We start from the raw sequence: 21,354 nt of genomic DNA, 5'->3' as shown, positions 1-21,354 counted from the left end.
GCGCGGGCGGAGAACTGATGCTTTATCGCCGTTTTGAAAAACTGATCGACATATTCCGCGATGCACCGACGGTGGCTCCACCGGATCGGGTTCTCCCCTTCTACACCTATTACCTCAAGCAGGTCTGGCCGAGTTTCGCCGTCCTGCTGATCGTCGGGTTGTTCGGCGCGCTGATCGAAGTGGCGCTGTTCAGCTACCTGAGCCGCATCATCGATCTCGCCCAAGGCACGCCCAACGTCGACTTCTTCAAGGAACACGGCATCGAACTGGCCTGGATGGCGGTGGTGGCGCTGGTCCTGCGCCCGATCTTCGTCGGCTTGCATGACTTGCTGGTGCACCAGACCTTGAGTCCCAGCCTGACCAGCCTGATCCGCTGGCAAAACCACAGTTATGTGCTCAAACAGAGCCTCAATTTCTTCCAGAACGACTTCGCCGGGCGCATCGCCCAACGCATCATGCAGACCGGCAACTCGTTGCGCGATTCGGCTGTGCAAGCGGTGGACGCGTTATGGCATGTACTGATCTACGCGATCAGTTCCCTGGTGCTGTTCGCCGAAGCCGACTGGCGCCTGATGATCCCGCTGCTGACCTGGATCGCCGCCTTCATCGGCGCCCTCTGCTACTTCGTGCCACGGGTCAAGCAACGCTCGGTGGTGTCGTCCGATGCGCGCTCCAAACTCATGGGGCGGATCGTCGATGGCTACACCAACATCACCACCCTGAAGCTGTTCGCCCACACCAACTTCGAGCAGCAATACGCCCGCGAAGCGATCAAGGAACAAACCGAAAAAGCCCAACTGGCCGGCCGTGTGGTCACCAGCATGGACGTGGCCATCACCAGCATGAACGGCCTGCTGATCGTCAGCACCACCGGCCTCGCGCTGTGGCTGTGGACACAGTCGCTGATCACCGTGGGCGCAATTGCGTTGGCCACGGGCCTGGTGATCCGCATCGTCAACATGTCTGGCTGGATCATGTGGGTGGTGACGGGCATTTTCGAAAACATCGGCATGGTTCAGGACGGTTTGCAGACAATTTCCCAGCCGGTCAGCATCACCGACCGCGTGCAGGCCAAGCCGTTGAACGTGACGCGTGGCGAGGTGCGTTTCGAGCACGTCGATTTCCACTACGGCAAGAAAAGCGGAATCATCAGCGACCTCAACCTGACGATCAAACCCGGGGAAAAAATCGGCCTGATCGGCCCGTCCGGTGCCGGCAAATCCACGCTGGTCAATCTGCTGCTGCGCCTCTATGACGTACAAGGCGGGCGGATTCTCATCGATGGCCAGAACATCGCCGAGGTCGGCCAGGAAAGCCTGCGTGAACGCATCGGCATGATCACCCAGGACACCTCGCTGCTGCACCGTTCGATCCGCGACAATTTGCTGTACGGCAAACCCGATGCCACCGACGCCGAACTCTGGGAAGCGGTGCACAAGGCCCGCGCCGACGAGTTCATCCCGTTGCTGTCGGACTCTGAAGGTCGCACCGGTTTCGATGCTCATGTCGGTGAACGCGGGGTGAAGCTCTCCGGCGGCCAACGTCAGCGGATTGCCATCGCCCGGGTGCTGCTCAAGGACGCGCCAATCCTGATCATGGACGAAGCCACCTCGGCACTGGACTCGGAAGTCGAAGCAGCGATCCAGGAAAGCCTCGAAACCCTGATGCAGGGCAAAACCGTGATCGCCATCGCCCACCGCCTATCGACCATCGCGCAAATGGATCGCTTGGTGGTGCTGGAAAAAGGCAAGATCGCCGAAACCGGCAGCCACGCCGAACTGCTGGCCCATGGCGGTTTGTATGCACGGTTGTGGCAGCACCAGACCGGCGGGTTTGTCGGGATCGATTGAATCTTGTCATCAAACCGGCCCTGTTGAATCCGGTCCGGCCCCTGGTTACAGCGTCAACACCATCTCATGCCACGCCATGCCGCCATGGTCCGACGCCGAAGGCTTGATGTAGGCAAAGCCAAATCCGGCATACAGTGGAATGTGCCGCTCTTTGCACATCAGGTGGATGCTGGCCTTGTTCAGTGTGCGCATGCGCTGGATGAACTCGCTCATCAGGCGTTTCGCCAGACCTTGCCCCTGATAGTCCGGATGCACCACCACCGACATGATCACCACGTGCGGGCCGGCCGGGTCATGGCCGATCAGCTCCTTGAACGCTTCGTCCGACATTTCCACCTCAAACGCCGCACCGGAATTGATGAAACCGGCTACAACGCCGTTCACTTCAGCAACAATAAATCCTTGGGGCCAAGTGGCGATGCGGGTGGCGATTTTCTCGCGGGTGGCGGCTTCATCGCCTTCGTAGGCGACGGTTTCGATGGCGTAGCAGCGGTCCAGATCAGCGGGACTGACGTGGCGGATGACGGTGTTCATGGCAACTCGGAGTCGGCGTGGGAATGGTTGGGGATCATAAATCAGCATCAATGTGACATCGAGAGGCGAATCATCGATCCGCCGCTCGACCCGCTCATTACGCTTTGAGTGGCAGCCAGATTTCCAGCACGCCGGTATTGAGCGTCGGGTTGTAGTCATCGCTGTAGCGTTCGAACTCCGGCGCATCCGCCGCTTCACGGCCGGATTTCGGCAGCCAGGTTTTCCAGATGTATTGAAAGGTCTGGGGCAAGGTATCCAGAGGCCCCTTATGTTCGAAAACTGCATATTTCTGAGGCTGAACTTCAATCCAGCGGTACTTCTGGGGCAGGTCGTCGAGCTTGCTGATTTCGACACCGGCGATGTATTCGAAACCACCCTTGCCGTCGGGATTACAACAAACACCGTAGGTCACCTCACCCTGTTGGCCGGGAACATTGCCAAGGTGCGGAACGAACTTTGCCCACAGTTTGGGAATTTGCTTTGGGGCCGTCTCTTGGGTAAATCGTCCGCCAAACCCCGCTATGAGCATGAAGTGCCCGTTTTCGAAGCGTGGCTCGGCCTTCTCGGCGCTTGTTTGCTCATCCATGACTCAACTCCTGGGACAAAAGGTGGGTTCGGCTGGGAGTATAGAAGCCAAACCTGATTCGCCCAGTTACAGGGCATGCAACTGTTCGAGGGCGCCTGGGCCGATGAACTCGTTGTAACCCGATAGAATCACGTAGACCGCGAAATAGCAGAAGATCGCTGCCGATGCCATATAGGAATAACGCAGTAGTTTATCCCCGAGCAATTTGCCGCCGTGGCTCGCCGCGAAGCACAGACCGACACACCAGAGCACTCCGGCGCACAAGAAACCGCCGAGAAACAGCGCCGAACTGAGGGTATCACCACCGCCGGAACGGGCGATCAGCGTGCCGCCCACCGCGGCAAACCAGAGAATGGCGCTGGGGGACGACATGGCGAGGAAAATTCCGCGAAAAAACGCTTTGCGGTGGGAGTTGTGACCGACTTCAGCGGTCTGCGCCAACAGCGCTTCATGGTGAATCGCCGAATAAATCATCTTCGCCGCGAAATACAACAGCAGCGCCGAGCCTCCGATCCACAGCACCCAACGCACGGTTTCGTATTGCAGCAAAACGGTCATGCCGGCCAACGCCAGCACGGCGTAAATCAGGTCGCCGACACACGTTCCCAACCCCAGCGCAAAGCCTTGGAAATAGCCGCGCTGCATTGCCAGCGTGATCATCGCGATATTGGCCACGCCGATGTCCAGGCACAGCGAAAGGCTCAGCAAAAAGCCGCTGGTAAATTCCATCAACCGATTTCCTTCGCAAAATTTGTTTACATAGACGCTGGACAGTCTGCCACAGCAGCCCTTACATTCCGCCACAGGCCACCGCAGTGGCCAGCGTCGCTCGGACGGTTCCGGGCGCTTACGTTATCCGAGGCAACAATGGCCGAACAAGGTTCGCCGCGCCGCTTTGCGCGCATAGATCGACTCCCCCCTTACGTTTTCAACATCACTGCCGAGCTGAAGATGGCCGCCCGTCGTCGTGGCGAAGACATCATCGACTTGAGCATGGGCAATCCCGACGGCGCTACGCCGCCGCACATTGTCGAAAAACTCGTTACGGTTGCCCAGCGTGAAGACACCCACGGCTATTCCACATCCAAAGGGATTCCGCGCCTGCGCCGGGCAATCTCCAATTGGTACAAGGATCGCTACGAAGTCGACATCGACCCGGAAACCGAAGCCATCGTCACCATCGGTTCCAAGGAAGGTCTGGCGCATTTGATGCTGGCCACCCTCGATCAGGGCGACACGGTGCTGGTGCCGAACCCCAGCTATCCGATTCACATCTACGGTGCCGTGATTGCCGGCGCCCAGGTGCGCTCGGTGCCGTTGATTCCTGGCGTGGACTTCTTCGCCGAGCTGGAACGGGCGATTCGCGGCTCGATTCCGAAACCGAAAATGATGATCCTCGGTTTCCCGTCCAACCCCACCGCCCAGTGCGTAGAGCTGGATTTCTTCGAGCGAGTGATCGCCCTCGCCAAGCAATACGATGTTTTGGTGGTGCATGACCTGGCCTATGCCGACATCGTCTACGACGGCTGGAAAGCCCCGTCGATCATGCAAGTGCCCGGCGCCAAGGACATCGCGGTGGAGTTTTTCACCCTGTCCAAGAGCTACAACATGGCCGGCTGGCGCATCGGTTTCATGGTCGGCAATCCGGAACTGGTCAACGCCCTGGCGCGGATCAAGAGCTACCACGATTACGGCACGTTCACCCCGTTGCAAGTCGCGGCGATCGCGGCACTGGAAGGCGATCAGCAATGCGTCAAAGACATCGCCGAGCAGTATCGGCAGCGTCGCAACGTGCTGGTCAAAGGCTTGCATGAACTGGGCTGGATGGTCGAAAACCCGAAAGCGTCGATGTACGTCTGGGCCAAGATTCCCCAGGCTTACGCACACATGGGTTCGCTGGAATTCGCCAAGAAACTGCTGGCCGAGGCCAAGGTCTGTGTGTCGCCGGGCGTGGGATTTGGCGAGTATGGCGATGATCATGTGCGCTTCGCGCTGATCGAAAACCAGGACCGGATTCGTCAGGCCGTGCGCGGCATTCGCGGGATGTTTCGGGCGGATGGGTTGGTTCAGAAAACCAACGCCTGACACATTGGTCGTTCCCACAAAAAAACCGCATTGCTGCGGTTTTTTTTTGCTTGATCGTTCCAACGCTCTGCGTGGGAATGCCGCCATGGACGCTTCGCGTCCACTGTGACGCGGAGCGTCACGGGATGCATTCCCACGCGGAGCATGGGAACGATCAGTGCAGTGTGCTTAGACGAACAACGACAACAGCAGAATGAAGCCCAGGCCTACCACGGACAGGATGGTTTCCATCGCGGTCCAGGTCTTGAAGGTTTCCGCTACGGTCATGTTGAAGTACTGCTTCACCAGCCAGAAACCGGCGTCGTTGACGTGGGACAGGATCAACGAACCGGCACCGGTAGCCAGTACCAGCAGCTCACGGTTCACGCCCGGAATCATCCCCACCACCGGCACCACGATGCCCGCGCCAGTGATGGTCGCCACGGTGGCCGAACCGGTCGCGATGCGGATCACCGCCGCCACCAGCCAGGCCAACAGGATGGGCGAAATCTGTGCGTTCACCGCCATGTGGCCGATCACGTCACCCACACCGCTGGTCACCAGCATCTGCTTGAAGCCACCACCGGCACCGATGATCAGAATGATCGCGGCGGTCGGCGCAAGGCTGGCATCCAGCCATTTCATCATTTGATTGGAACCGATGCCCTGCTTGTAGCCAAAGGTATACAGCGACAGCAGCAATGCCAGCAGCAACGCCGAAATCGGGTGACCGATCAGGTCCATGAAAGCGCGGAAAATGTTGCCATCGGGCAGCACCACGTCGGCAAATGTCTTGAGCAACATCAGGAACACCGGCAGCAGCACGGTCACCAGCGTGATGCCGAAGCTCGGCAGTTCAGCCGAATCCGTCTCGCGCGACAGTTGATCTACCAGCTCCTGATTCGGATGACCGGGAATGTGCTTGGCAATGAACGTACCGAAGATCGGGCCAGCGATGATGGCCGTTGGCAGCGCAACGATCAGGCCGTACAGAATGGTTTTACCGATGTCGGCACCGAACACACCGATGGCCAGCAGCGGACCCGGGTGTGGCGGCACCAGGCCGTGTACCGCGGACAGACCAGCCAGCAGCGGGATACCGATCTTGATAATCGACACGCCAGTGCGACGGGCCACGATGAACACCAGCGGAATCAGCAGCACGAAGCCGATTTCGAAGAACAGTGGAATGCCGACCAGGAACGCAGCGAACATCATCGCCCACTGCACCTTGTCCTTGCCGAAGGCGCGGATCAACGTCTGCGCAATCTGATCCGCACCGCCTGATTCGGCCATCATTTTGCCGAGCATGGTGCCCAGCGCCAGGATGATCCCGACGAAACCGAGTACCCCACCGAACCCATCCTGGAACGCCTTGATGATAGTGCCGATCGGCATGCCGGACGTCAGCCCGAGGAAAGCGGCGGCGATGATCAGAGCGAGGAACGGGTGCAACTTGAACTTGGTGATCAGGACGATAAGCCCTATCACTGTGACCACTGCGTCTAGCAGCAGGAATGACTCGTGGGACATGCCAAACATGGGGGGTGTCTCCGTTGTTTGTTGTTGTTATGAAAGCGATTATTCAAATGCCGTCAGGACAGCGCTATCTTTTGGAGCAAAATCAACCGGCGAGTTTCAAGCCGTGATCGAGCCACCAACGGTGGGCCTGAGCAGCCAACTCATCGACGCTATGGCTGGACGCATCCAGAGCCAGGGTCAGGGGCTCACCAACGGGCGATTCAAGTGTGGCGAACTGGCTGTCGATCAAGGTTGACGGCATGAAGTGACCCGGCCGATGAGTCACACGATCGGCGGCAACGTCAGGGCTCAGCTCAAGAAAAACGAAGCCCAGGCCCGGCAAGGCACTGCGCAAGCGTTCGCGGTAACTGTGTTTGAGGGCAGAGCACGTCAGCACCGGGCGTTCCCCCTTGGCATCGACACGGCGCAGCTCATCACACAGGCTGTCGAGCCAGCCGGCACGGTCTTCGTCGTTCAGGGGGATACCCGCGCTCATCTTTTCGATATTGGCGGCAGGGTGGAAAGTGTCGCCTTCAATGGCGGTCGCGCCGCTGAGCTGGCACAGGGCCTGGCTAACGCACGTCTTGCCGCAACCGGCAACGCCCATGATGACCAGGGCGGTGATGGGATGATTCATGTAACACCTCAGCGCGCAGACAGCGCTACCTTTGCTACGTGAGACTCAAGTGCAAAAGCAGAAGTTGCCGACGCCTTCTTGTCATTTTTGTGGGTTGCAGCATGTTCGTTCTCGAGGCCAAAAAACGAGGATCAGGCAAACCTCGTTAACGCATTTGCAGCTGCATCGAGACAGCGCTACCTTAGTGCCTTGAATTTTGTTTGGCAAGCCGTCCGATGAATACCCCTAAAAACGATAAAAATACTCGCACCACTGGCCGCCCTACCCTCAACGAAGTCGCACGCCTGGCCGGTGTCAGCCCGATTACAGCGTCCCGCGCGTTGCGCGGCGTCAGCACGGTGGCCACCGAACTGGTGGAAAAAGTGCAGAAGGCCGCCCTCGACCTGAACTACGTGGTCAACCCCGCCGCCCGCGCCCTGGCCTCGGCCCAGAGCCATTCCGTGGTGGTTTTGGTGCCGTCGCTGTCCAACTTGCTGTTCATCGACACGCTGGAAGCCATTCATCAGGTTTTGCGCCCCAAGGGCTTCGAAGTGCTGATCGGCAACTTCCATTACTCCCGCGACGAAGAAGAAAACCTGCTGCGCAATTACATGGCTTATCAGCCTCGCGGCCTGTTACTGACCGGTTTCGACCGCACCGAAAGTTCGCGGCGAATGATCGAGGCCAGCAATATTCCCTGCGTCTACATGATGGAACTGGATAGCGCGGCCGGGCTCAATTGCGTCGGCTTTTCACAAGTCGCCGCCGGCGAAACCGCGGCCGAGCATTTGCTCTCCCGCGGCCGCAAACATCTGGCCTACATTGGCGCACAACTGGATCAGCGCACGCTGTTGCGCGGCGAAGGTTTCCGCCGCGCGCTGCAAAAGGCCGGTTTGTATAGCCCGGACCTCGAAGTGCTGACCCCGCGCCCCTCCTCCGTCGGATTGGGAGGCGAGTTGTTCCTGCAATTGTTGGCCAGTCATCCGCAGGTCGATGCCATCTTCTTCGGCAACGACGACCTGGCTCAGGGCGCCCTGCTGGAAGCTCTGCGCTGCGGGATCAAGATCCCCGAACAAGTGGCGATTCTCGGATTCAACGACTTGCCCATGTCCGAACACATGGTTCCGCGCCTGAGCAGCATCAGCACCCCGCGCGAAGCCATTGGCCGTCGCTCCGCAGAGCTGATGCTGACCTTGCTGGCCGGCAATTCCGTGACCAGGCCGGTGCAGGATATGGGGTTTGAATTGAAGGTGCGCGAGAGCACCTGACGCACGACCATTCCCACGCTCCGCGTGCTAGATTCCGATACCTGGAACAGCAAACGGAGAAGCTCAATGGGACATGCGCTGAAGATTTTGGGTCGGGCCTCATCAATCAACGTCAGAAAAGTCCTGTGGACCTGCGACGAATTGGGCGTGTCGTACGACCGCGAAGACTGGGGCAGCGGTTTCGCATCGACCCAGCGCCCGGAATTTCTCCAGCTCAACCCCAACGCACAGGTGCCGGTGCTCATCGACGAGGCCGGCGTATTGTGGGAGTCCAATACCATTTGCCGGTACCTGGCCGGTAAACACCAGAACACTGACCTGTTACCCGTCGAACCGGCGGCCCGCGCTCGCGTGGAGCAGTGGATGGACTGGCAAGCCACCGAACTCAACCCCTCGTGGGGCTACGCATTTTTTGCGCTGGTCCGGCAGTTGCCGAACTTCCAGGACACGCAGCGAATTGCCGATGGCATTCGCGGCTGGAACGCGAAAATGGGCATCCTCGAACAGCAACTCGCAACGACCGGTGCGTATGTCGCCGGATCGCAGTTCACACTGGCCGATATCCTCATCGGATTGTCGGTCAATCGCTGGCGGATGACCCCGATGGATCGCCCGGACTACCCCGCCGTCGACGCCTATTGCCAGCGACTGGCGCTGCGGCCGGGGTTTATGGAACACGCTTGCAACGGCGTGCCATAACGCCAAATCCGCCCCCTCTGCCCTTCCATAAAAAGAGAACCCCATGAACGGACTCAACGTACTGCTGACTGGCGCCTGCGGCAGAATCGGCAGAACCTTTTTCGAAGCTTCGCAGGACCGCTACACCTTCGTGCTGACGGATCGAATCGAACCCGACTTCAATGTCGATGCACCGCATCGCTTTGTACGCCAGGACCTGTCCGACCTCACCGCCATAAGCGAAGTGCTGAAGGACATCGACGTCATCGTGCATCTGGCTGGCATCCCTCACGCCACCGCCTCTTTCGATGAGTTACTGCCCAACAATATTCTGGCCACCACTTACCTGTTCGAAGCCGCCGTGGCGGCGGGTTGTAAACGGTTGGTGTTCGCCAGCAGCGCGCAGACCATCGAGGGTTATCCGGTGGACCGGCAGATCACACCGGGCATGCAGGTGATGCCGGCCAATCTGTATGGCGTCAGCAAGTGTTATGGCGAAGCCTTGTGTGCGTTCTACGCTGCCAAACACAACCTATCGAGCATCGCCATACGCATCGGCGCTTTCGAGTTTGCGGACCGTCACGAATTGACCAACGCTCGTGACCTGAGCGCATGGCTCAGCCCTCGTGATGCGGTGCAGTTACTGCAACTGTCGGTAGAGGTCAAAGGTGTGCAACACCTGATCGCCCACGGTATTTCCAATAACCGTTTCAAACGCCTGGACCTCAGTGAAACTACCCGGGTGTTGGGTTATAGGCCGTTGGATGATGCGTTTCAGGAGTTCGACATTCCCATCGGGTGATCTGCAAGCATCCCCAACAACGCCCGCACCGCCGCCGAAGGTTCCTTGTCGGGCGCGACTACCAAGGCAAACTCGCGATCGATACGCGGCGTCACCGGCACTATGCGCAATCCTTGGCGATGGGTCGGCAGGGTCATTTCCGGCACAAGCGTAACGCCGATGTTCTCTCGCACCAGGGTGAACGCACTACTCCACTCCCGCACTTCTGCCCGTACATCCAGCAGCTGCAGCCCGGCGTCGGCGGCCAGGCTGCGGGCATTGGTCGAGCAACCGCCCGTGGCGAGTACAAAGGGTTGCTCCGCCAGTTCCGCCAATGAAACGCCCTCTTCATTCGAGCGGCGCGCCAAGGGGTGGCCACCGGGCAGCACCGCCACCCAGGCATCACGCCCCAGACGACCGGCATTACGCACAGGCGCAGGGTTCAACACCACGCCGACATCCACCAGCCCGTCACTGAGCAACGTTTCCACTTCATCGTCGCTGACCTCCAACGCCACTACTTGAATGCCGGGATACAGCCGATTGAATTGGCGCAGCAGTGGCGGCAGAAAAGTCGCCAGCACCAACGGAAAACTGGCCAGGCGAATTGTCCCGCGCTGGATATCCTTAGTGGCGTCGACGGTGCTGCGAATATTCTCGAGGGCGCCGAGCATGGTTCGCGCCTGTTCGATTACAGGCAAACCGATGGCGGTCGGCAAGGTTTGACGGTTTTCCCGGCTGAACAGCTGAACGCCCAGGGTTTCTTCAATCAAGGCCAACGCCTGACTGGCACCGGACTGGGTCATTCCAACCCGCTCGGCGGCCCGGGTGATGTTGCCGGTATCGGCCACCGCCACCACCATTCGCCAATGCATCAGATTCATCATGGCAGTAGCTTTCCTAATGGCAGTTTTCTGAAAGATTAATTTTACCGAGCAGGCCGCGCACTATGACACTGGCGCAAATCCGCAACCAGAGTCCTGCCCATGAAGTTGTATTACGCCCCGCAAGCCTGCTCATTGGCGCCGCACATTGTGCTGCTCGAACTGGATTTGCCGTTCGAGTTGGTCCGCGTCGACAACAGCACCAAACAAACCATCACTGGCGAGGACTTTCTGGCCATTAACCCAAAGGGTTACGTGGCGGCCTTGCAGCTGGATAACGGTGATGTGCTGACCGAAGGCCCGGCGATCCTGCAGTACCTGGCAGATCTGCGACCCGAGGCGAACCTGGCACCGGCGAACGGGACGTTCGAGCGGGTGCGTTTGCAGGAATGGCTGAATTTCGTTTCGACCGAGATTCATGGCGGGCTGGGTTGGCTGTTCAATTCGCAGTTTCCGGATGAGGTGAAGGCGCTCATCAAGGAGAAGCTGTTCAAGCGCTTCGCCGTGTTGAGCAAAACGCTGGAGCGCCAGGATTACTTGATGGCCGGTGGATTCGGCATCGCTGATGCGTATCTGTTTACGGTGTTGCGCTGGACTCAGGGGTTTGACATCGATCTGAATCAGTGGCCTGCGTTGGCGCGGTTTCAGGCGAGGGTTGATGTGCGGCCAGCCGTGAAAGCCGCGTCGGCTGCGCAATGGGCGTGAGGGGTTAAATCATCCGCGAGTAACTCGCTTTGCAGATTTCCGGGGTATTGCGTCAAACCTGCAGCAGGAGCCCGAGAACCCGGGCTCCTTTGACGCGGGATCAGTGGCCGAACACGCCCACCTTCTTGGCCTTCTTGTCCGCACGTTTTTCATCGGCGGTTTTCGCCGGTTTCTTCTTTGCCGCTTTCTTTGAATCCATGCCTTTGGCCATGACACATACTCCACTCATACGGGACGTGAGATCAGGTATACACCTATCGCGGTGCCCGCGTTCTTTTATAATCACCCGCTTTGCGCACAGACAGTCCAGGCCCATGCCCAACACCCGGTACACCTTGCTCGACGAGCCGTTATGGCCGTTGATGAACAAGTTTTATCGCGCCCACCAATCGTCGATGAAAGCAGTCCGCGACGCTCGGCTGTGGGTCGCGAAACGCGATGAGATCATTGCGGCGCTCTGCTTGCGACCCGTGGCCGGTGGGCATTGGCTGACCGGGCTGTTCGTCGACCCGCGCTGTCGCGAGCAAGGGATCGCCGCGACGTTGATCGCCCACGCCATCAAGCACCTCGAAGAACCCGTCTGGTTGTTCTGCCATCCGGATCTGCGTGGCTTTTATGAGCGTCGCGGTTTTACCTTCGACCCGCCGCTGCCCTATGCCATGGCTGAACGGTTGAGTCGTTATGCGCGCAGCAAACCGATGATTGCGATGGGTTTGGAACCAGGTTAGAAGATCAAAAGATCGCAGCCTTCGGCAGCTCCTACAGGGTTTTGTGTACACCCGTAGGAGCTGCCGAAGGCTGCGATCTTTTAGCGATTTAATCGTCCGCTGCAGGATCGAGATCCGGGAACATCACTTCGGTAAACCCGAATTTGCTGAAATCACTGATGCGCGACGGGTACAGCCGGCCGATCAAGTGATCGCATTCATGCTGCACCACCCGCGCATGAAATCCCGAGGCAACGCGCACGATCGGCTCGCCCTTGGGATCGAAGCCTTCATAACGAATCTGCTGATAACGATTTACCGCACCGCGCAAGCCCGGCACCGACAGGCAGCCTTCGAACCCCTCTTCAAGGATCGGGCTCAATGGCGTGATCAGTGGATTGATCAGAATCGTCTGCGGCACCGCTTCGGCGTCCGGATAGCGTTCGCTGTGTTCGAAACCAAAGATCACCAGTTGCAGGTCGACACCGATCTGCGGCGCGGCCAGGCCAACCCCGCCGACGCTTTCCATGGTCTGGAACATGTCATCGATCAACTGCCACAACTCAGGGCTGTCGAACATGTCTGTCGGCACCGGTGGAGCAATGCGCAGCAGGCGTTCATCGCCCATTTTCAAAATTTCACGGATCATTTCAGGGCTTCGTCAGTGGTCGGCTTGATTGAGTGGTCACGTCCCAATCCCGAAACGTGGTGTTTGGGTTCTTCGGGCACCTTGTCGCCAGGTTTCTTGCCTTCGGATGACATATGTTCGATGACTGCGTTCATTTCCGCGCCGAGCAACAGCACCGCTGAGGAAATATAGAAGTACAACAGCAACACGATGATCGCGCCGATACTGCCATACATGGCATTGTAGTTGGCGAACGTTTTGACGTAGAAACCGAAGCCCAGCGAAGCGATGATCCAGACCACCACAGACAACACCGCGCCCGGGGTAATGAAGCGAAACTCTTGTTTGACGTCGGGCATGACGTAGTAAATCAGCGCCACCGCCATCATCAACAGAACCACGATCACCGGCCAGCGGACGATGGTCCAGACGGTCACGATAAAATCTTCGAGGCCTACCTGCGCGGCAATCCAGCCCATCACCTGTGGCCCGAGCACCATCAGCGCGGCGGCGATCAGCAACATGCCGGCGATGCCGATGGTGTAGAAAATCGACAGCGGGAAACGTTTCCAGGCCGGGCGGCCTTCGACCACGTCATATGCGGCATTCATCGCGCTCATCATCAACCGAACACCGGCGGACGCGGTCCACAGGGCGATGACGATACCGACCGAGAGCAATCCCCCCTTGGACTGCTGAAGCTGGTCGATCACCGGGTTCACTTGCTCCAGCGCCTGGGGCGGCAGAACCAGCTCCGATTGCAGGCGCAGCCAGGAAAAGAAGTCCGGCAAGTGCAGAAAACCGATCAGGGCGATCAGAAACAGAATGAAAGGAAACAGCGAGAACAGCATTTGATAGGCCAGCGCCGAGGCATAAGTCGACATTTCATCGGCGATGAACTCGGTGACCGTGCGCACCATGACCCGATGCAAGGGCAAACCTTTCATGGTTGGAAAAAACATTAGCGTCTCCTTTCGCCGCAAAAAGGTTGAAGTCGTGGCGACTCAGGGGCCGTTTTCTACAACAAAGTAGCCTACTTGGCGACTTTGAAACAATCTCAGGGTATATCGCGTCTATCCAATACAAAAACGGCCATCCGTGGGATGGCCGCTTTCTTGCACTTCCTCAAAGGCCGAATCAAGCCTTGTCGACGCCTTTTTTAATGGCATCCTTGGCTTTGCCGACCTTTTGCTGGGCTTCGCCCTTCTTCTCCTGCGCCACGCCTTCAGTGCGCAGCCTTTCATTACCGGTGGCCTTGCCGACGCCTTGCTTGACGTTGCCGGCCGCTTCGTTTGCCATGCCTTTAACTTTATCGCCCGTGCTGCCCATGGTATTTCTCCGGTGAACATTTCAATGGGGAAAGTGGTTACACAAGGATTGACCGGAGGGCTTTGCGCGGAGTTTCATTTTTTTATTAACCGGACATTTCGCAGGTTAGGCTTTATGTTTGCAGCCTTTGCCCCGAGAATGCGCAACGTATTCAGGCCATGGCGCTGAAGATCCAATCCCGTAGGAAGGTTATGAAACTCGATAAAAAGCAGGCCATTGCCCGCAGAAACCAGGAACTCGGCGGTGCTGTGCTTGGCGTCAACAACTGCCATTTCGCCGAACTGAACCGCAACCGCAATATCTTCTGGTTCGATATTCCGGTCGCGCGCCTTGCCGTTGGTCAGTACGAATGGATTCACTTGCTGATGCATACCCCGGATACCGACGAACTGCTGCACCTTAAAGTGCCAACGGTGTTCCTGCGCGAGAAACTCGAAGGCCTGGTGGTGCGCAACCAAGGCAAGCGCAAGGCAGCCCTGAGCCTGGAACTGAGCGCCGACAAGGATTCCTACCTGCAGGACATGCGCCCGGCCGGCACCAACGTCAATTTCGCGCAGTTCCGCCAGTAATCCCTGTGGCGAGGGGGCTTGCCCCCGTTGGGCTGCGAAGCGGCCCCAAAACCTGCAACAGTGCTCCATCCGGCATAGCGCGTTTGCCGGATTTACGACTGCTTCGCAATCGAACGGGGGCAAGCCCCCTCGCCACAAAAGCGTTCTTGATACCGCTTCAAACAAAAAGCCCCGCATCTGCGGGGCTTTTTGTTGGTTAGGCGCTCACTTTCTTCATGCCGAGCTTCTTCAGCTCTTCATCGCGCAATTCGCGGCGCAGGATCTTGCCGACGTTGGTGGTCGGCAGCGCATCGCGGAACTCCACGGCTTTCGGCACTTTGTAGCCGGTGACGTTGGCGCGCATGTGCTCCATCACCTGATCCTTGGTCAGGGTCACACCCGGTTTGGCGACGATAAAGATCTTGATCGCCTCGCCCGACTTCTCGTCCGGCACACCAATGGCTGCGCATTGCAGCACGCCCGGCAGAGTCGCCAGCACATCTTCAAGCTCATTGGGATACACATTGAAACCGGAGACCAGGATCATGTCTTTCTTGCGATCGACAATGCGCATGTAACCGTCGGGCTGGATCAGCGCGATGTCACCGGTCTTCAACCAGCCTTCGCTGTCGAGTATTTCATCGGTGGCGTCCTGACGCTGCCAGTAGCCCTTCATGACTTGCGGACCTTTCACACACAGTTCACCGATGGCGCCCAGCGGCTGCTCAACACCGGCATCGTCGATGATTTTGCACAGCGTCGAGGGCACCGGAATACCGATGGTGCCGATCTGGATGTTCTGGCTCGGGTTCACCGTGGCCACCGGGCTGGTTTCGGTCATGCCGTAACCTTCGCAGATCGGGCAACCGGTAACGGCTTTCCAGCGTTCGGCCGCGGCCAGTTGCAAGGCCATGCCGCCGGACAGAGTGATTTTCAGGCTGGAGAAATCCAGCTTGCGGAACGCTTCGTTGTTGCACAGCGCGACGAACAGCGTGTTCAGGCCGACGAAACCGCTGAACTTCCACTTCGACAGTTCCTTGACCATCGCCGTCAGGTCCCGCGGGTTGCTGATCAGGATGTTGTGGTTGCCGATCAGCATCATTGCCATGCAATGAAAGGTGAACGCATAGATGTGGTACAGCGGCAGCGGAGTGATCAGGATCTCGCAACCTTCATTGAGGTTGGAACCCATCAGCGCTTTGCACTGCAGCATGTTTGCCACCAGATTGCGGTGGGTCAGCATCGCGCCCTTGGCCACGCCCGTGGTGCCGCCGGTGTATTGCAGCACGGCAACGTCGCCGCTGGCCGGGTTGGCTTCAGCCACTGGCTGGCCGTGGCCCTTGCTCAGCACATCATTGAATTTGATGGCCTTGGGCAAGTGATACGCCGGGACCATCTTCTTCACGTACTTGATGACGCTGTTGACCAGCAAGCGCTTGAGTGGCGGCAGCAGGTCGGCCACTTCAGTGACGATCACATGCTTGACGCCGGTTTTCGGCACGACGGTCTCGGCCAGATGCGCCATGTTGGCCAGGCAGACCAGGGCTTTGGCACCGGAATCGTTGAATTGGTGTTCCATTTCCCGCGCGGTGTACAACGGGTTGGTATTGACCACGATCAGCCCGGCGCGGATGGCGCCGAAAACGGCGATCGGGTACTGCAGCAGATTGGGCAGTTGCACGGCGATTCGATCGCCCGGTTGCAAATCGGTATGCTGTTGCAGGTAAGCGGCAAAGGCACCGGACAATTCATACAGCTCACCGTAGGTGATTGTCTTGCCCAGGTTGCTGAATGCCGGTTTTTCAGCGAAGCGTTGGCAGGACTGCTTTAACACTGCCTGAATATTCGGATACTCGTCTGGATTGATCTCGGCAGCAATTCCAGCTGGGTACTTATCCTTCCAAAAGTCTTCGATCATGGAAGCCCACTCCTCAGCAACGCGAATTCAAATACCGCATTTGATGCGATTATTATTGGTGTTTGATTATTGGTGAGTCTGGCTTTTAACAAGGCCGAGAAGTCACAAAGCGCGCCGAGAGTAGCAGCTTTGCCAAAGGCCGACTAGAGCCAAAAACGGCCTCTACAGTCACATTTTTGACTCTTGACTAATCAATAGTCACTTTTAGAGCAAAAATTCTATAGATCCTTGGAAGCCTTTGAAATCGGGGCTTCAACCTCTTGAAAGCTTCGCGGGCAAGCCTCGCTCCTACAGGGTTTGCGTCGTTCACCGCTATGTGACGACACTGAACCTGTAGGAGCGAGGCTTGCCCGCGAATGTGCGAAGCGCGGCCATTCAACGATCAGGCGATCTCCCGCAATTCCCGCCGCAGAATCTTGCCCACCGGCGTCATTGGCAACGACTCTCGCAAGACGATGTGCTTGGGAACTTTGTACGCCGTGAAATTTTCCTTGCAGTAGGCCTTCAGCTCTTCAAGGCTGATACCTGATTCACGGGCCACCACAAACAATTTGACTGCCTCCCCCGAACGCTCGTCCGGCACGCCGATCACCGCGCAATTGGCGACTTTCGGGTGAGCCATCACCACGTCTTCGATTTCGTTCGGGTACACGTTGAAACCCGAGACGATAATCATGTCTTTCTTGCGATCGACGATGCGAACGAAACCGTCCGGATCGATTACCGCAATGTCACCGGACTTGAACCAGCCTTCAGCGTCCAGCACTTCGGCGGTGGCTTCGGGTTTCTGCCAGTAACCCTTCATGATCTGCGGGCCTTTGATGCACAGTTCGCCGCGCTCGCCCAGCGGCTGCTCGACGCCTTCATCGTTGATCACTTTCAAAGTCGTGCCCGGTACCGGCAGGCCAACCGTGCCGATGCGCGACTTGTCGCCGTAGGGATTGGTGCAGGCCACCGGCGAGGTTTCAGTCAGGCCGTAACCTTCAGTGATGCGGCAACCGGTGAGCTGTTCCCAACGTTCGGCCGTGGCCTTGACCAGCGCGGTACCACCGGAGTTGGTGAGTTTGAGGCTGGAGAAATCCAGAGTCTTGAAGTCGGGATGGTCCATCAGCGCCACGAACAGTGTGTTGAGCCCCAGCAGCGCCGAAAACCGCCAGTTCTTCAATTCCTTGATGAAGTTACCGATGTCCCGTGGATTGGTGATCAGCACGTTGTGGTTGCCGGTCACCATCATGCACATGCAATTCGCCGTGAACGCATAGATGTGGTACAGCGGCAGCGGCGCGATCATCACTTCCTGGCCTTCGCGCAGCAGCGGCTGACCGTCAGCGCCGAATTGCCCAAGACAGGCGCGCGCCTGTTGCATGTTCGCCACCAGATTACCGTGGGTCAGCATCGCCCCCTTGGCCAGGCCAGTGGTGCCGCCGGTGTATTGCAGCACGGCGATGTCGTCGAGGCCGACCTTCAGCGGTTTGATGGCCAGGCCCCGACCCAGACGCAGCGCGCTCTTGAAGGAAATGGCCTGCGGCAATGAATAGGCCGGCACCATCTTTTTGACTTTGCTCACCAGGGTATTGACCAGCCAGCCCTTGGCGGTGGGCATCAGGTCGCCCATCTTCGCTTCGATCAAATACTGGATGTCAGTGTCAGGCAGCACTTGCTGGACCTTCTCTCCGAACACGTTCAGGTAGACCAGCGCCCGGGCACCGGAGTCCTTGAACTGATGACGCATCTCCCGCGCGGTGTACAACGGGTTGGTATTGACCACGATCAACCCGGCGCGCAAGGCACCGAACACGGCAATCGGGTAATGCAGGATGTTGGGCATCTGCACCGCGATGCGATCGCCCGGCGCCAGGTCGGTGTGGGCTTGCAGATAACCGGCGAACGCGGCGCTGTAGCGTTCCAGTTCGGCGTAGGTCAGGGTCACGCCCATGTTGCTGAACGCCGGGCGGTCGGCAAATTTCTTGCAGGAACGCTCGAACACCTCGATCACCGACTTATAGGCCCCAAGGTCAATATCCAGGGGCACGCCGGCCGGGCGCTTGTCATTCCAGAAATCAGGTTGCATTGTTCTTGTCCTCTTTACCTGAGCCTACCGGGGCCGCTTTCTGTGCTTTCTCAAAAACAGAAAGCGAAAAACGGTGCTTTCCGGACACTAGCAGCTATAACGAATCAGGCAAATATGCGCACGGTCGTCATTGATCGCGTGAATCTTGCTGCCCCGCCGTGGCCTGATCAGACGGTAGGCGACGGGATCCGCTATACAATGCATCGAGGCTGTTTTCACCCGGCAGCTTCATGCAGCCCAACGCAAAGGAATCGCCATGATCCACGACACTTTCTGGCTGACCGCGAGTGACCGCAGCCGCCTCTTCGTCAATCAGTGGCTGCCGGCCGCGCCGCTCAAGGCGGTGATCCTGCTGGCCCACGGCATGGCAGAACACAGCGCTCGCTACGCCCGTCTGGCGCAAGCCTGCTGTGATCGGGATTACGGTGTGTATGCGCCAGACCTGCGTGGACATGGCAAAACTGCCGAAAACGGCACCTTGGGCCATTTCGCCGATGATGATGGCTGGTGCAAAGTGGTCGGTGACCTGGCCAGCCTTAACCAACATATCGGCCAACAGCATCCCGGCGTGCCGATCGTGTTGCTCGGCCACAGCATGGGCAGCTACATCGCCCAGGCTTATTTGCTGCATCACAGCGCCAGCCTGCACGGGGCAATTCTCAGTGGTTCGAACTTCCAGCCGGTGATGCTCTATCGCGCAGCGCGACAGATAGCTCGCCTCGAGCGCCTGCGCCAAGGGCCCAAAGGGCGCAGTGCGCTGATCGAATGGCTGTCGTTCGGCTCATTCAACAAGAAATTCAAACCGGTGCGCACGCCATTCGACTGGCTAAGCCGCGACCCGGCTGAAGTCGACAAATACGCCAATGACCCGCTCTGCGGCTTTCGCTGCACCAATCAACTGTGGATCGATTTGCTTGGCGGCTTGCAGCAAATCAGCAAAGCGTCCAATCTCGCCCAGATCGATCCGGGCCTGCCACTGCTGGTGATCGGTGGCGAATGTGATCCGGTGAGCGAAGGCAAACGTCTGAAAGATCTGGCCCACGCCCTGCGCGATGCTGGCTGCCAGAACCTGCAGCTGACTGTTTACCCGCAGGCCCGGCATGAATTGTTCAATGAAATCAATCGCGATCAAGTGACTGCCGATGTGCTGAACTGGATCGCCCAGGCCTTGAGCGCTCACCGGCCACCCAGGACCGAATAGTTTTTTTGTGGATTTTTTAATTCGTCACAGGAATCGAGACAGATGACCCAGGTTACCAATACGCCTTACGAAGCCCTCGAAGTTGGCCAGACCGCCAGCTACAGCAAGACCGTCGAAGAGCGCGACATTCAGTTGTTCGCCGCGATGTCCGGCGACCACAACCCGGTGCATCTGGACGCTGAGTTCGCTGCCGCCAGCATGTTCAAGGAGCGTATCGCCCACGGCATGTTCAGCGGCGCGTTGATCAGCGCGGCGGTGGCTTGCGAGTTGCCTGGGCCGGGGACGATTTATATCGGTCAGACGATGAGCTTTCAGAAGCCGGTAAAAATTGGCGACACGCTGACTGTGCGCCTGGAAATTCTCGAGAAACTGCCGAAGTTTCGTGTACGTATTGCCACTCGGGTGTTCAACCAGCGCGATGAGTTGGTCGTGGATGGCGAGGCGGAAATTCTGGCGCCGCGCAAGCAACAGACCGTGACCTTGCCGACGTTGCCGGCGATCAGCATCGGCTGATTTGCAAGCCCCAAATGATCGCAGCCTTCGTCAGCTCCTACGCCGATCTCTGTAGGAGCTGCCGAAGGCTGCGATCTTTTGATCCTACCGCCCCTCCTGCACCTGCACACTCGCCGTCATCCCCGCGCTCAAACGGATCCCTTCAGGCAATGTGTCAAGCTTGATCCGCACCGGAATCCGTTGCGCCAGGCGCACCCAGTTAAATGTCGGTTCCACCTCGGCCAGCAACTGCCCATCGGGCGTGGTATTGCGGTCGGTAATCCCGCGACTGATGCTTTCGACGTGCCCCTGCAAGGGTTCCCCGGCGCTCATGAGCCAGACCTTGACCGGATCGCCGACGCGAATTCGCGGCAGTTTGGTTTCTTCGAAATACGCCTGCACATAAAAGGTCGAATCGTCGATCAACGCCATCACTGGTTGCCCGGCATTCACGTAATTACCCTGGGCCAGACGCAGGTTGGTGACATGACCGCTGCGCGGCGCATGCACCTCGCTGCGGGTCAGGTTGAGTTGCGCGACTTTGGCTTCAGCCTGAGCTTCGCGCAGTTCGGCCCGGGCGATGCCGGCATTGATTTGCGCGTTCTCCCGCAGTTCGGCGCTGATCGCCTGCGGCCCCAGACTGGCACGACGGCTGGCTTCGTGTTCACGCAAACCGAGTTGCTGCTGACGGGTCTGCACCACCGCTTGCGCCTTCTCCAGCGCGGCTTCGAAACGATCGCGGTCGATGCTCAGCAACACATCGCCAGCCTTGACCTGCTGGTTATCGAAAGCCTTGAGCTCCCGCACCCAGCCAGACACGTCGGGGGCGATGACTACGACGTCGGCGCGGATCCGCGCGTCGCGCGTCCAGGGCGTCAACATGTAGTACTGCCACAGATGGAAACCGGCAAAAATGGCCAGGGCCGTCAGGCTCAGGGTGATCGCGACACGTACGGATGTACGCATATTCAAC

At 58.4% G+C, this 21,354-nt stretch carries 22 protein-coding genes; 10 read left to right on the top strand and 12 right to left on the bottom strand.

Annotated features, from left to right (window positions below; all coding sequences use genetic code 11):
* The first annotated feature begins 17 nt into the window (after window positions 1-17).
* A complete protein-coding gene (locus FHW68_RS19420) occupies window positions 18-1,850 on the top strand; it encodes an ABC transporter ATP-binding protein (protein WP_095632116.1) in 1,833 nt (610 codons plus the stop codon).
* 45 nt (window positions 1,851-1,895) lie between these two features.
* Here the strand turns inward: FHW68_RS19420 and FHW68_RS19415 are convergent, their stop codons facing one another.
* The 3 genes from FHW68_RS19415 to FHW68_RS19405 all read right to left on the bottom strand — a co-directional run bounded on the left by FHW68_RS19415 (window position 1,896) and on the right by FHW68_RS19405 (window position 3,699).
* On the bottom strand, window positions 1,896-2,384 hold the full coding sequence (locus tag FHW68_RS19415; protein ID WP_095632117.1) for a GNAT family N-acetyltransferase: 489 nt from the start codon (window positions 2,382-2,384) through the stop codon (window positions 1,896-1,898).
* 97 nt (window positions 2,385-2,481) lie between these two features.
* Entirely contained in the window at window positions 2,482-2,970 is a 489-nt protein-coding gene (locus tag FHW68_RS19410; RefSeq protein ID WP_095632118.1) for a GyrI-like domain-containing protein, read from the bottom strand.
* A gap of 66 nt (window positions 2,971-3,036) precedes the next feature.
* On the bottom strand, window positions 3,037-3,699 hold the full coding sequence (locus FHW68_RS19405; RefSeq protein WP_183682384.1) for a LysE family translocator: 663 nt from the start codon (window positions 3,697-3,699) through the stop codon (window positions 3,037-3,039).
* Between the two features lie 138 nt (window positions 3,700-3,837).
* Here FHW68_RS19405 and alaC point away from each other — a divergent pair, with 138 nt between their 5' ends.
* Window positions 3,838-5,055 (top strand): alanine transaminase, encoded by a 1,218-nt coding sequence (alaC, locus tag FHW68_RS19400; protein WP_095632120.1) that lies wholly within the window; start codon window positions 3,838-3,840, stop codon window positions 5,053-5,055.
* A gap of 168 nt (window positions 5,056-5,223) precedes the next feature.
* Here alaC and FHW68_RS19395 read toward each other — a convergent pair whose 3' ends face one another.
* Window positions 5,224-6,576 (bottom strand): GntP family permease, encoded by a 1,353-nt coding sequence (locus FHW68_RS19395; RefSeq protein WP_095632121.1) that lies wholly within the window; start codon window positions 6,574-6,576, stop codon window positions 5,224-5,226.
* 82 nt (window positions 6,577-6,658) lie between these two features.
* Window positions 6,659-7,192: a gluconokinase gene (locus FHW68_RS19390; RefSeq protein WP_183682381.1), complete on the bottom strand. Its 534-nt coding sequence runs from the start codon at window positions 7,190-7,192 to the stop codon at window positions 6,659-6,661.
* Between the two features lie 215 nt (window positions 7,193-7,407).
* Between FHW68_RS19390 and FHW68_RS19385 the strand changes: the two genes are divergently transcribed.
* The 3 genes from FHW68_RS19385 to FHW68_RS19375 all read left to right on the top strand — a co-directional run bounded on the left by FHW68_RS19385 (window position 7,408) and on the right by FHW68_RS19375 (window position 9,919).
* On the top strand, window positions 7,408-8,439 hold the full coding sequence (locus FHW68_RS19385) for a LacI family DNA-binding transcriptional regulator (RefSeq protein ID WP_095632123.1): 1,032 nt from the start codon (window positions 7,408-7,410) through the stop codon (window positions 8,437-8,439).
* A 66-nt stretch (window positions 8,440-8,505) separates the two neighbouring features.
* A complete protein-coding gene (locus tag FHW68_RS19380; protein ID WP_183682378.1) occupies window positions 8,506-9,138 on the top strand; it encodes a glutathione S-transferase family protein in 633 nt (210 codons plus the stop codon).
* A 43-nt stretch (window positions 9,139-9,181) separates the two neighbouring features.
* Complete coding sequence (locus tag FHW68_RS19375; protein WP_095632125.1) at window positions 9,182-9,919, top strand: NAD(P)-dependent oxidoreductase; 738 nt, start codon at window positions 9,182-9,184, stop codon at window positions 9,917-9,919.
* Here the strand turns inward: FHW68_RS19375 and FHW68_RS19370 are convergent.
* Window positions 9,892-10,785 (bottom strand): LysR family transcriptional regulator, encoded by an 894-nt coding sequence (locus FHW68_RS19370; protein WP_095632126.1) that lies wholly within the window; start codon window positions 10,783-10,785, stop codon window positions 9,892-9,894. The two genes, FHW68_RS19375 and FHW68_RS19370, sit on opposite strands and share 28 nt — an antisense overlap.
* Before the next feature lie 99 nt (window positions 10,786-10,884).
* On the opposite strand from FHW68_RS19370, the gene gstA reads away from it, so the two are divergent.
* Window positions 10,885-11,487 (top strand): glutathione transferase GstA, encoded by a 603-nt coding sequence (gstA, locus tag FHW68_RS19365; RefSeq protein ID WP_183682375.1) that lies wholly within the window; start codon window positions 10,885-10,887, stop codon window positions 11,485-11,487.
* A 314-nt stretch (window positions 11,488-11,801) separates the two neighbouring features.
* The gene (locus tag FHW68_RS19360) at window positions 11,802-12,215 is read left to right on the top strand and encodes a GNAT family N-acetyltransferase (RefSeq protein WP_183682372.1); all 414 of its coding nucleotides are present in this window, start codon (window positions 11,802-11,804) and stop codon (window positions 12,213-12,215) included.
* Window positions 12,216-12,303: 88 nt separating this feature from the next.
* Here FHW68_RS19360 and def read toward each other — a convergent pair whose 3' ends face one another.
* The 3 genes from def to FHW68_RS19345 form a co-directional block, all read right to left on the bottom strand.
* Window positions 12,304-12,843 carry a peptide deformylase gene (def, locus tag FHW68_RS19355; protein WP_095632129.1) on the bottom strand — a complete coding sequence of 180 codons (540 nt, stop codon included), beginning with the start codon at window positions 12,841-12,843 and terminating at the stop codon, window positions 12,304-12,306.
* Window positions 12,840-13,784 (bottom strand): YihY/virulence factor BrkB family protein, encoded by a 945-nt coding sequence (locus FHW68_RS19350; protein WP_183682369.1) that lies wholly within the window; start codon window positions 13,782-13,784, stop codon window positions 12,840-12,842. The genes def and FHW68_RS19350 overlap by 4 nt, the downstream gene beginning before the upstream one ends.
* 175 nt (window positions 13,785-13,959) lie before the next feature.
* Window positions 13,960-14,151, bottom strand: coding sequence for a CsbD family protein (locus FHW68_RS19345; RefSeq protein WP_095632131.1), 192 nt, complete (start codon window positions 14,149-14,151; stop codon window positions 13,960-13,962).
* 191 nt (window positions 14,152-14,342) lie between these two features.
* On the opposite strand from FHW68_RS19345, the gene FHW68_RS19340 reads away from it, so the two are divergent.
* Window positions 14,343-14,720, top strand: coding sequence for a hypothetical protein (locus tag FHW68_RS19340; RefSeq protein ID WP_095632132.1), 378 nt, complete (start codon window positions 14,343-14,345; stop codon window positions 14,718-14,720).
* 196 nt (window positions 14,721-14,916) lie between these two features.
* Here FHW68_RS19340 and fadD1 read toward each other — a convergent pair whose 3' ends face one another.
* Both fadD1 and fadD2 read right to left on the bottom strand, forming a co-directional pair.
* Window positions 14,917-16,617, bottom strand: a complete 1,701-nt coding sequence (gene fadD1, locus FHW68_RS19335; protein ID WP_183682366.1) for a long-chain-fatty-acid--CoA ligase FadD1 — start codon at window positions 16,615-16,617, stop codon at window positions 14,917-14,919.
* 382 nt (window positions 16,618-16,999) lie between these two features.
* Window positions 17,000-18,688, bottom strand: a complete 1,689-nt coding sequence (gene fadD2, locus FHW68_RS19330; RefSeq protein ID WP_183682363.1) for a long-chain-fatty-acid--CoA ligase FadD2 — start codon at window positions 18,686-18,688, stop codon at window positions 17,000-17,002.
* 256 nt (window positions 18,689-18,944) lie between these two features.
* On the opposite strand from fadD2, the gene FHW68_RS19325 reads away from it, so the two are divergent.
* Window positions 18,945-19,889, top strand: a complete 945-nt coding sequence (locus FHW68_RS19325) for an alpha/beta hydrolase (protein WP_183682360.1) — start codon at window positions 18,945-18,947, stop codon at window positions 19,887-19,889.
* 42 nt (window positions 19,890-19,931) lie between these two features.
* On the top strand, window positions 19,932-20,402 hold the full coding sequence (locus tag FHW68_RS19320; RefSeq protein WP_007902410.1) for a MaoC family dehydratase: 471 nt from the start codon (window positions 19,932-19,934) through the stop codon (window positions 20,400-20,402).
* 84 nt (window positions 20,403-20,486) lie between these two features.
* On the opposite strand, the gene FHW68_RS19315 is transcribed toward FHW68_RS19320, so the two are convergent.
* Window positions 20,487-21,347: an HlyD family secretion protein gene (locus tag FHW68_RS19315; protein ID WP_095632136.1), complete on the bottom strand. Its 861-nt coding sequence runs from the start codon at window positions 21,345-21,347 to the stop codon at window positions 20,487-20,489.
* Window positions 21,348-21,354: the final 7 nt, after the last annotated feature.

The organism is Pseudomonas sp. Tn43 (assembly GCF_014192635.1).
In the GTDB taxonomy this organism is placed as follows: Bacteria; Pseudomonadota; Gammaproteobacteria; order Pseudomonadales; family Pseudomonadaceae; genus Aquipseudomonas.
This window is presented reverse-complemented; position numbering and strand designations above follow the sequence as displayed.

Coding starts and splice junctions, on each gene's coding strand:
- FHW68_RS19420 (WP_095632116.1), top strand. CDS start 18: ATGCTTTATCGCCGTTTTGAAAAACTGATCGACATATTCCGCGATGCA.
- FHW68_RS19415 (WP_095632117.1), bottom strand. CDS start 2,384: ATGAACACCGTCATCCGCCACGTCAGTCCCGCTGATCTGGACCGCTGC.
- FHW68_RS19410 (WP_095632118.1), bottom strand. CDS start 2,970: ATGGATGAGCAAACAAGCGCCGAGAAGGCCGAGCCACGCTTCGAAAAC.
- FHW68_RS19405 (WP_183682384.1), bottom strand. CDS start 3,699: ATGGAATTTACCAGCGGCTTTTTGCTGAGCCTTTCGCTGTGCCTGGAC.
- alaC (WP_095632120.1), top strand. CDS start 3,838: ATGGCCGAACAAGGTTCGCCGCGCCGCTTTGCGCGCATAGATCGACTC.
- FHW68_RS19395 (WP_095632121.1), bottom strand. CDS start 6,576: ATGTTTGGCATGTCCCACGAGTCATTCCTGCTGCTAGACGCAGTGGTC.
- FHW68_RS19390 (WP_183682381.1), bottom strand. CDS start 7,192: ATGAATCATCCCATCACCGCCCTGGTCATCATGGGCGTTGCCGGTTGC.
- FHW68_RS19385 (WP_095632123.1), top strand. CDS start 7,408: ATGAATACCCCTAAAAACGATAAAAATACTCGCACCACTGGCCGCCCT.
- FHW68_RS19380 (WP_183682378.1), top strand. CDS start 8,506: ATGGGACATGCGCTGAAGATTTTGGGTCGGGCCTCATCAATCAACGTC.
- FHW68_RS19375 (WP_095632125.1), top strand. CDS start 9,182: ATGAACGGACTCAACGTACTGCTGACTGGCGCCTGCGGCAGAATCGGC.
- FHW68_RS19370 (WP_095632126.1), bottom strand. CDS start 10,785: ATGATGAATCTGATGCATTGGCGAATGGTGGTGGCGGTGGCCGATACC.
- gstA (WP_183682375.1), top strand. CDS start 10,885: ATGAAGTTGTATTACGCCCCGCAAGCCTGCTCATTGGCGCCGCACATT.
- FHW68_RS19360 (WP_183682372.1), top strand. CDS start 11,802: ATGCCCAACACCCGGTACACCTTGCTCGACGAGCCGTTATGGCCGTTG.
- def (WP_095632129.1), bottom strand. CDS start 12,843: ATGATCCGTGAAATTTTGAAAATGGGCGATGAACGCCTGCTGCGCATT.
- FHW68_RS19350 (WP_183682369.1), bottom strand. CDS start 13,784: ATGTTTTTTCCAACCATGAAAGGTTTGCCCTTGCATCGGGTCATGGTG.
- FHW68_RS19345 (WP_095632131.1), bottom strand. CDS start 14,151: ATGGGCAGCACGGGCGATAAAGTTAAAGGCATGGCAAACGAAGCGGCC.
- FHW68_RS19340 (WP_095632132.1), top strand. CDS start 14,343: ATGAAACTCGATAAAAAGCAGGCCATTGCCCGCAGAAACCAGGAACTC.
- fadD1 (WP_183682366.1), bottom strand. CDS start 16,617: ATGATCGAAGACTTTTGGAAGGATAAGTACCCAGCTGGAATTGCTGCC.
- fadD2 (WP_183682363.1), bottom strand. CDS start 18,688: ATGCAACCTGATTTCTGGAATGACAAGCGCCCGGCCGGCGTGCCCCTG.
- FHW68_RS19325 (WP_183682360.1), top strand. CDS start 18,945: ATGATCCACGACACTTTCTGGCTGACCGCGAGTGACCGCAGCCGCCTC.
- FHW68_RS19320 (WP_007902410.1), top strand. CDS start 19,932: ATGACCCAGGTTACCAATACGCCTTACGAAGCCCTCGAAGTTGGCCAG.
- FHW68_RS19315 (WP_095632136.1), bottom strand. CDS start 21,347: ATGCGTACATCCGTACGTGTCGCGATCACCCTGAGCCTGACGGCCCTG.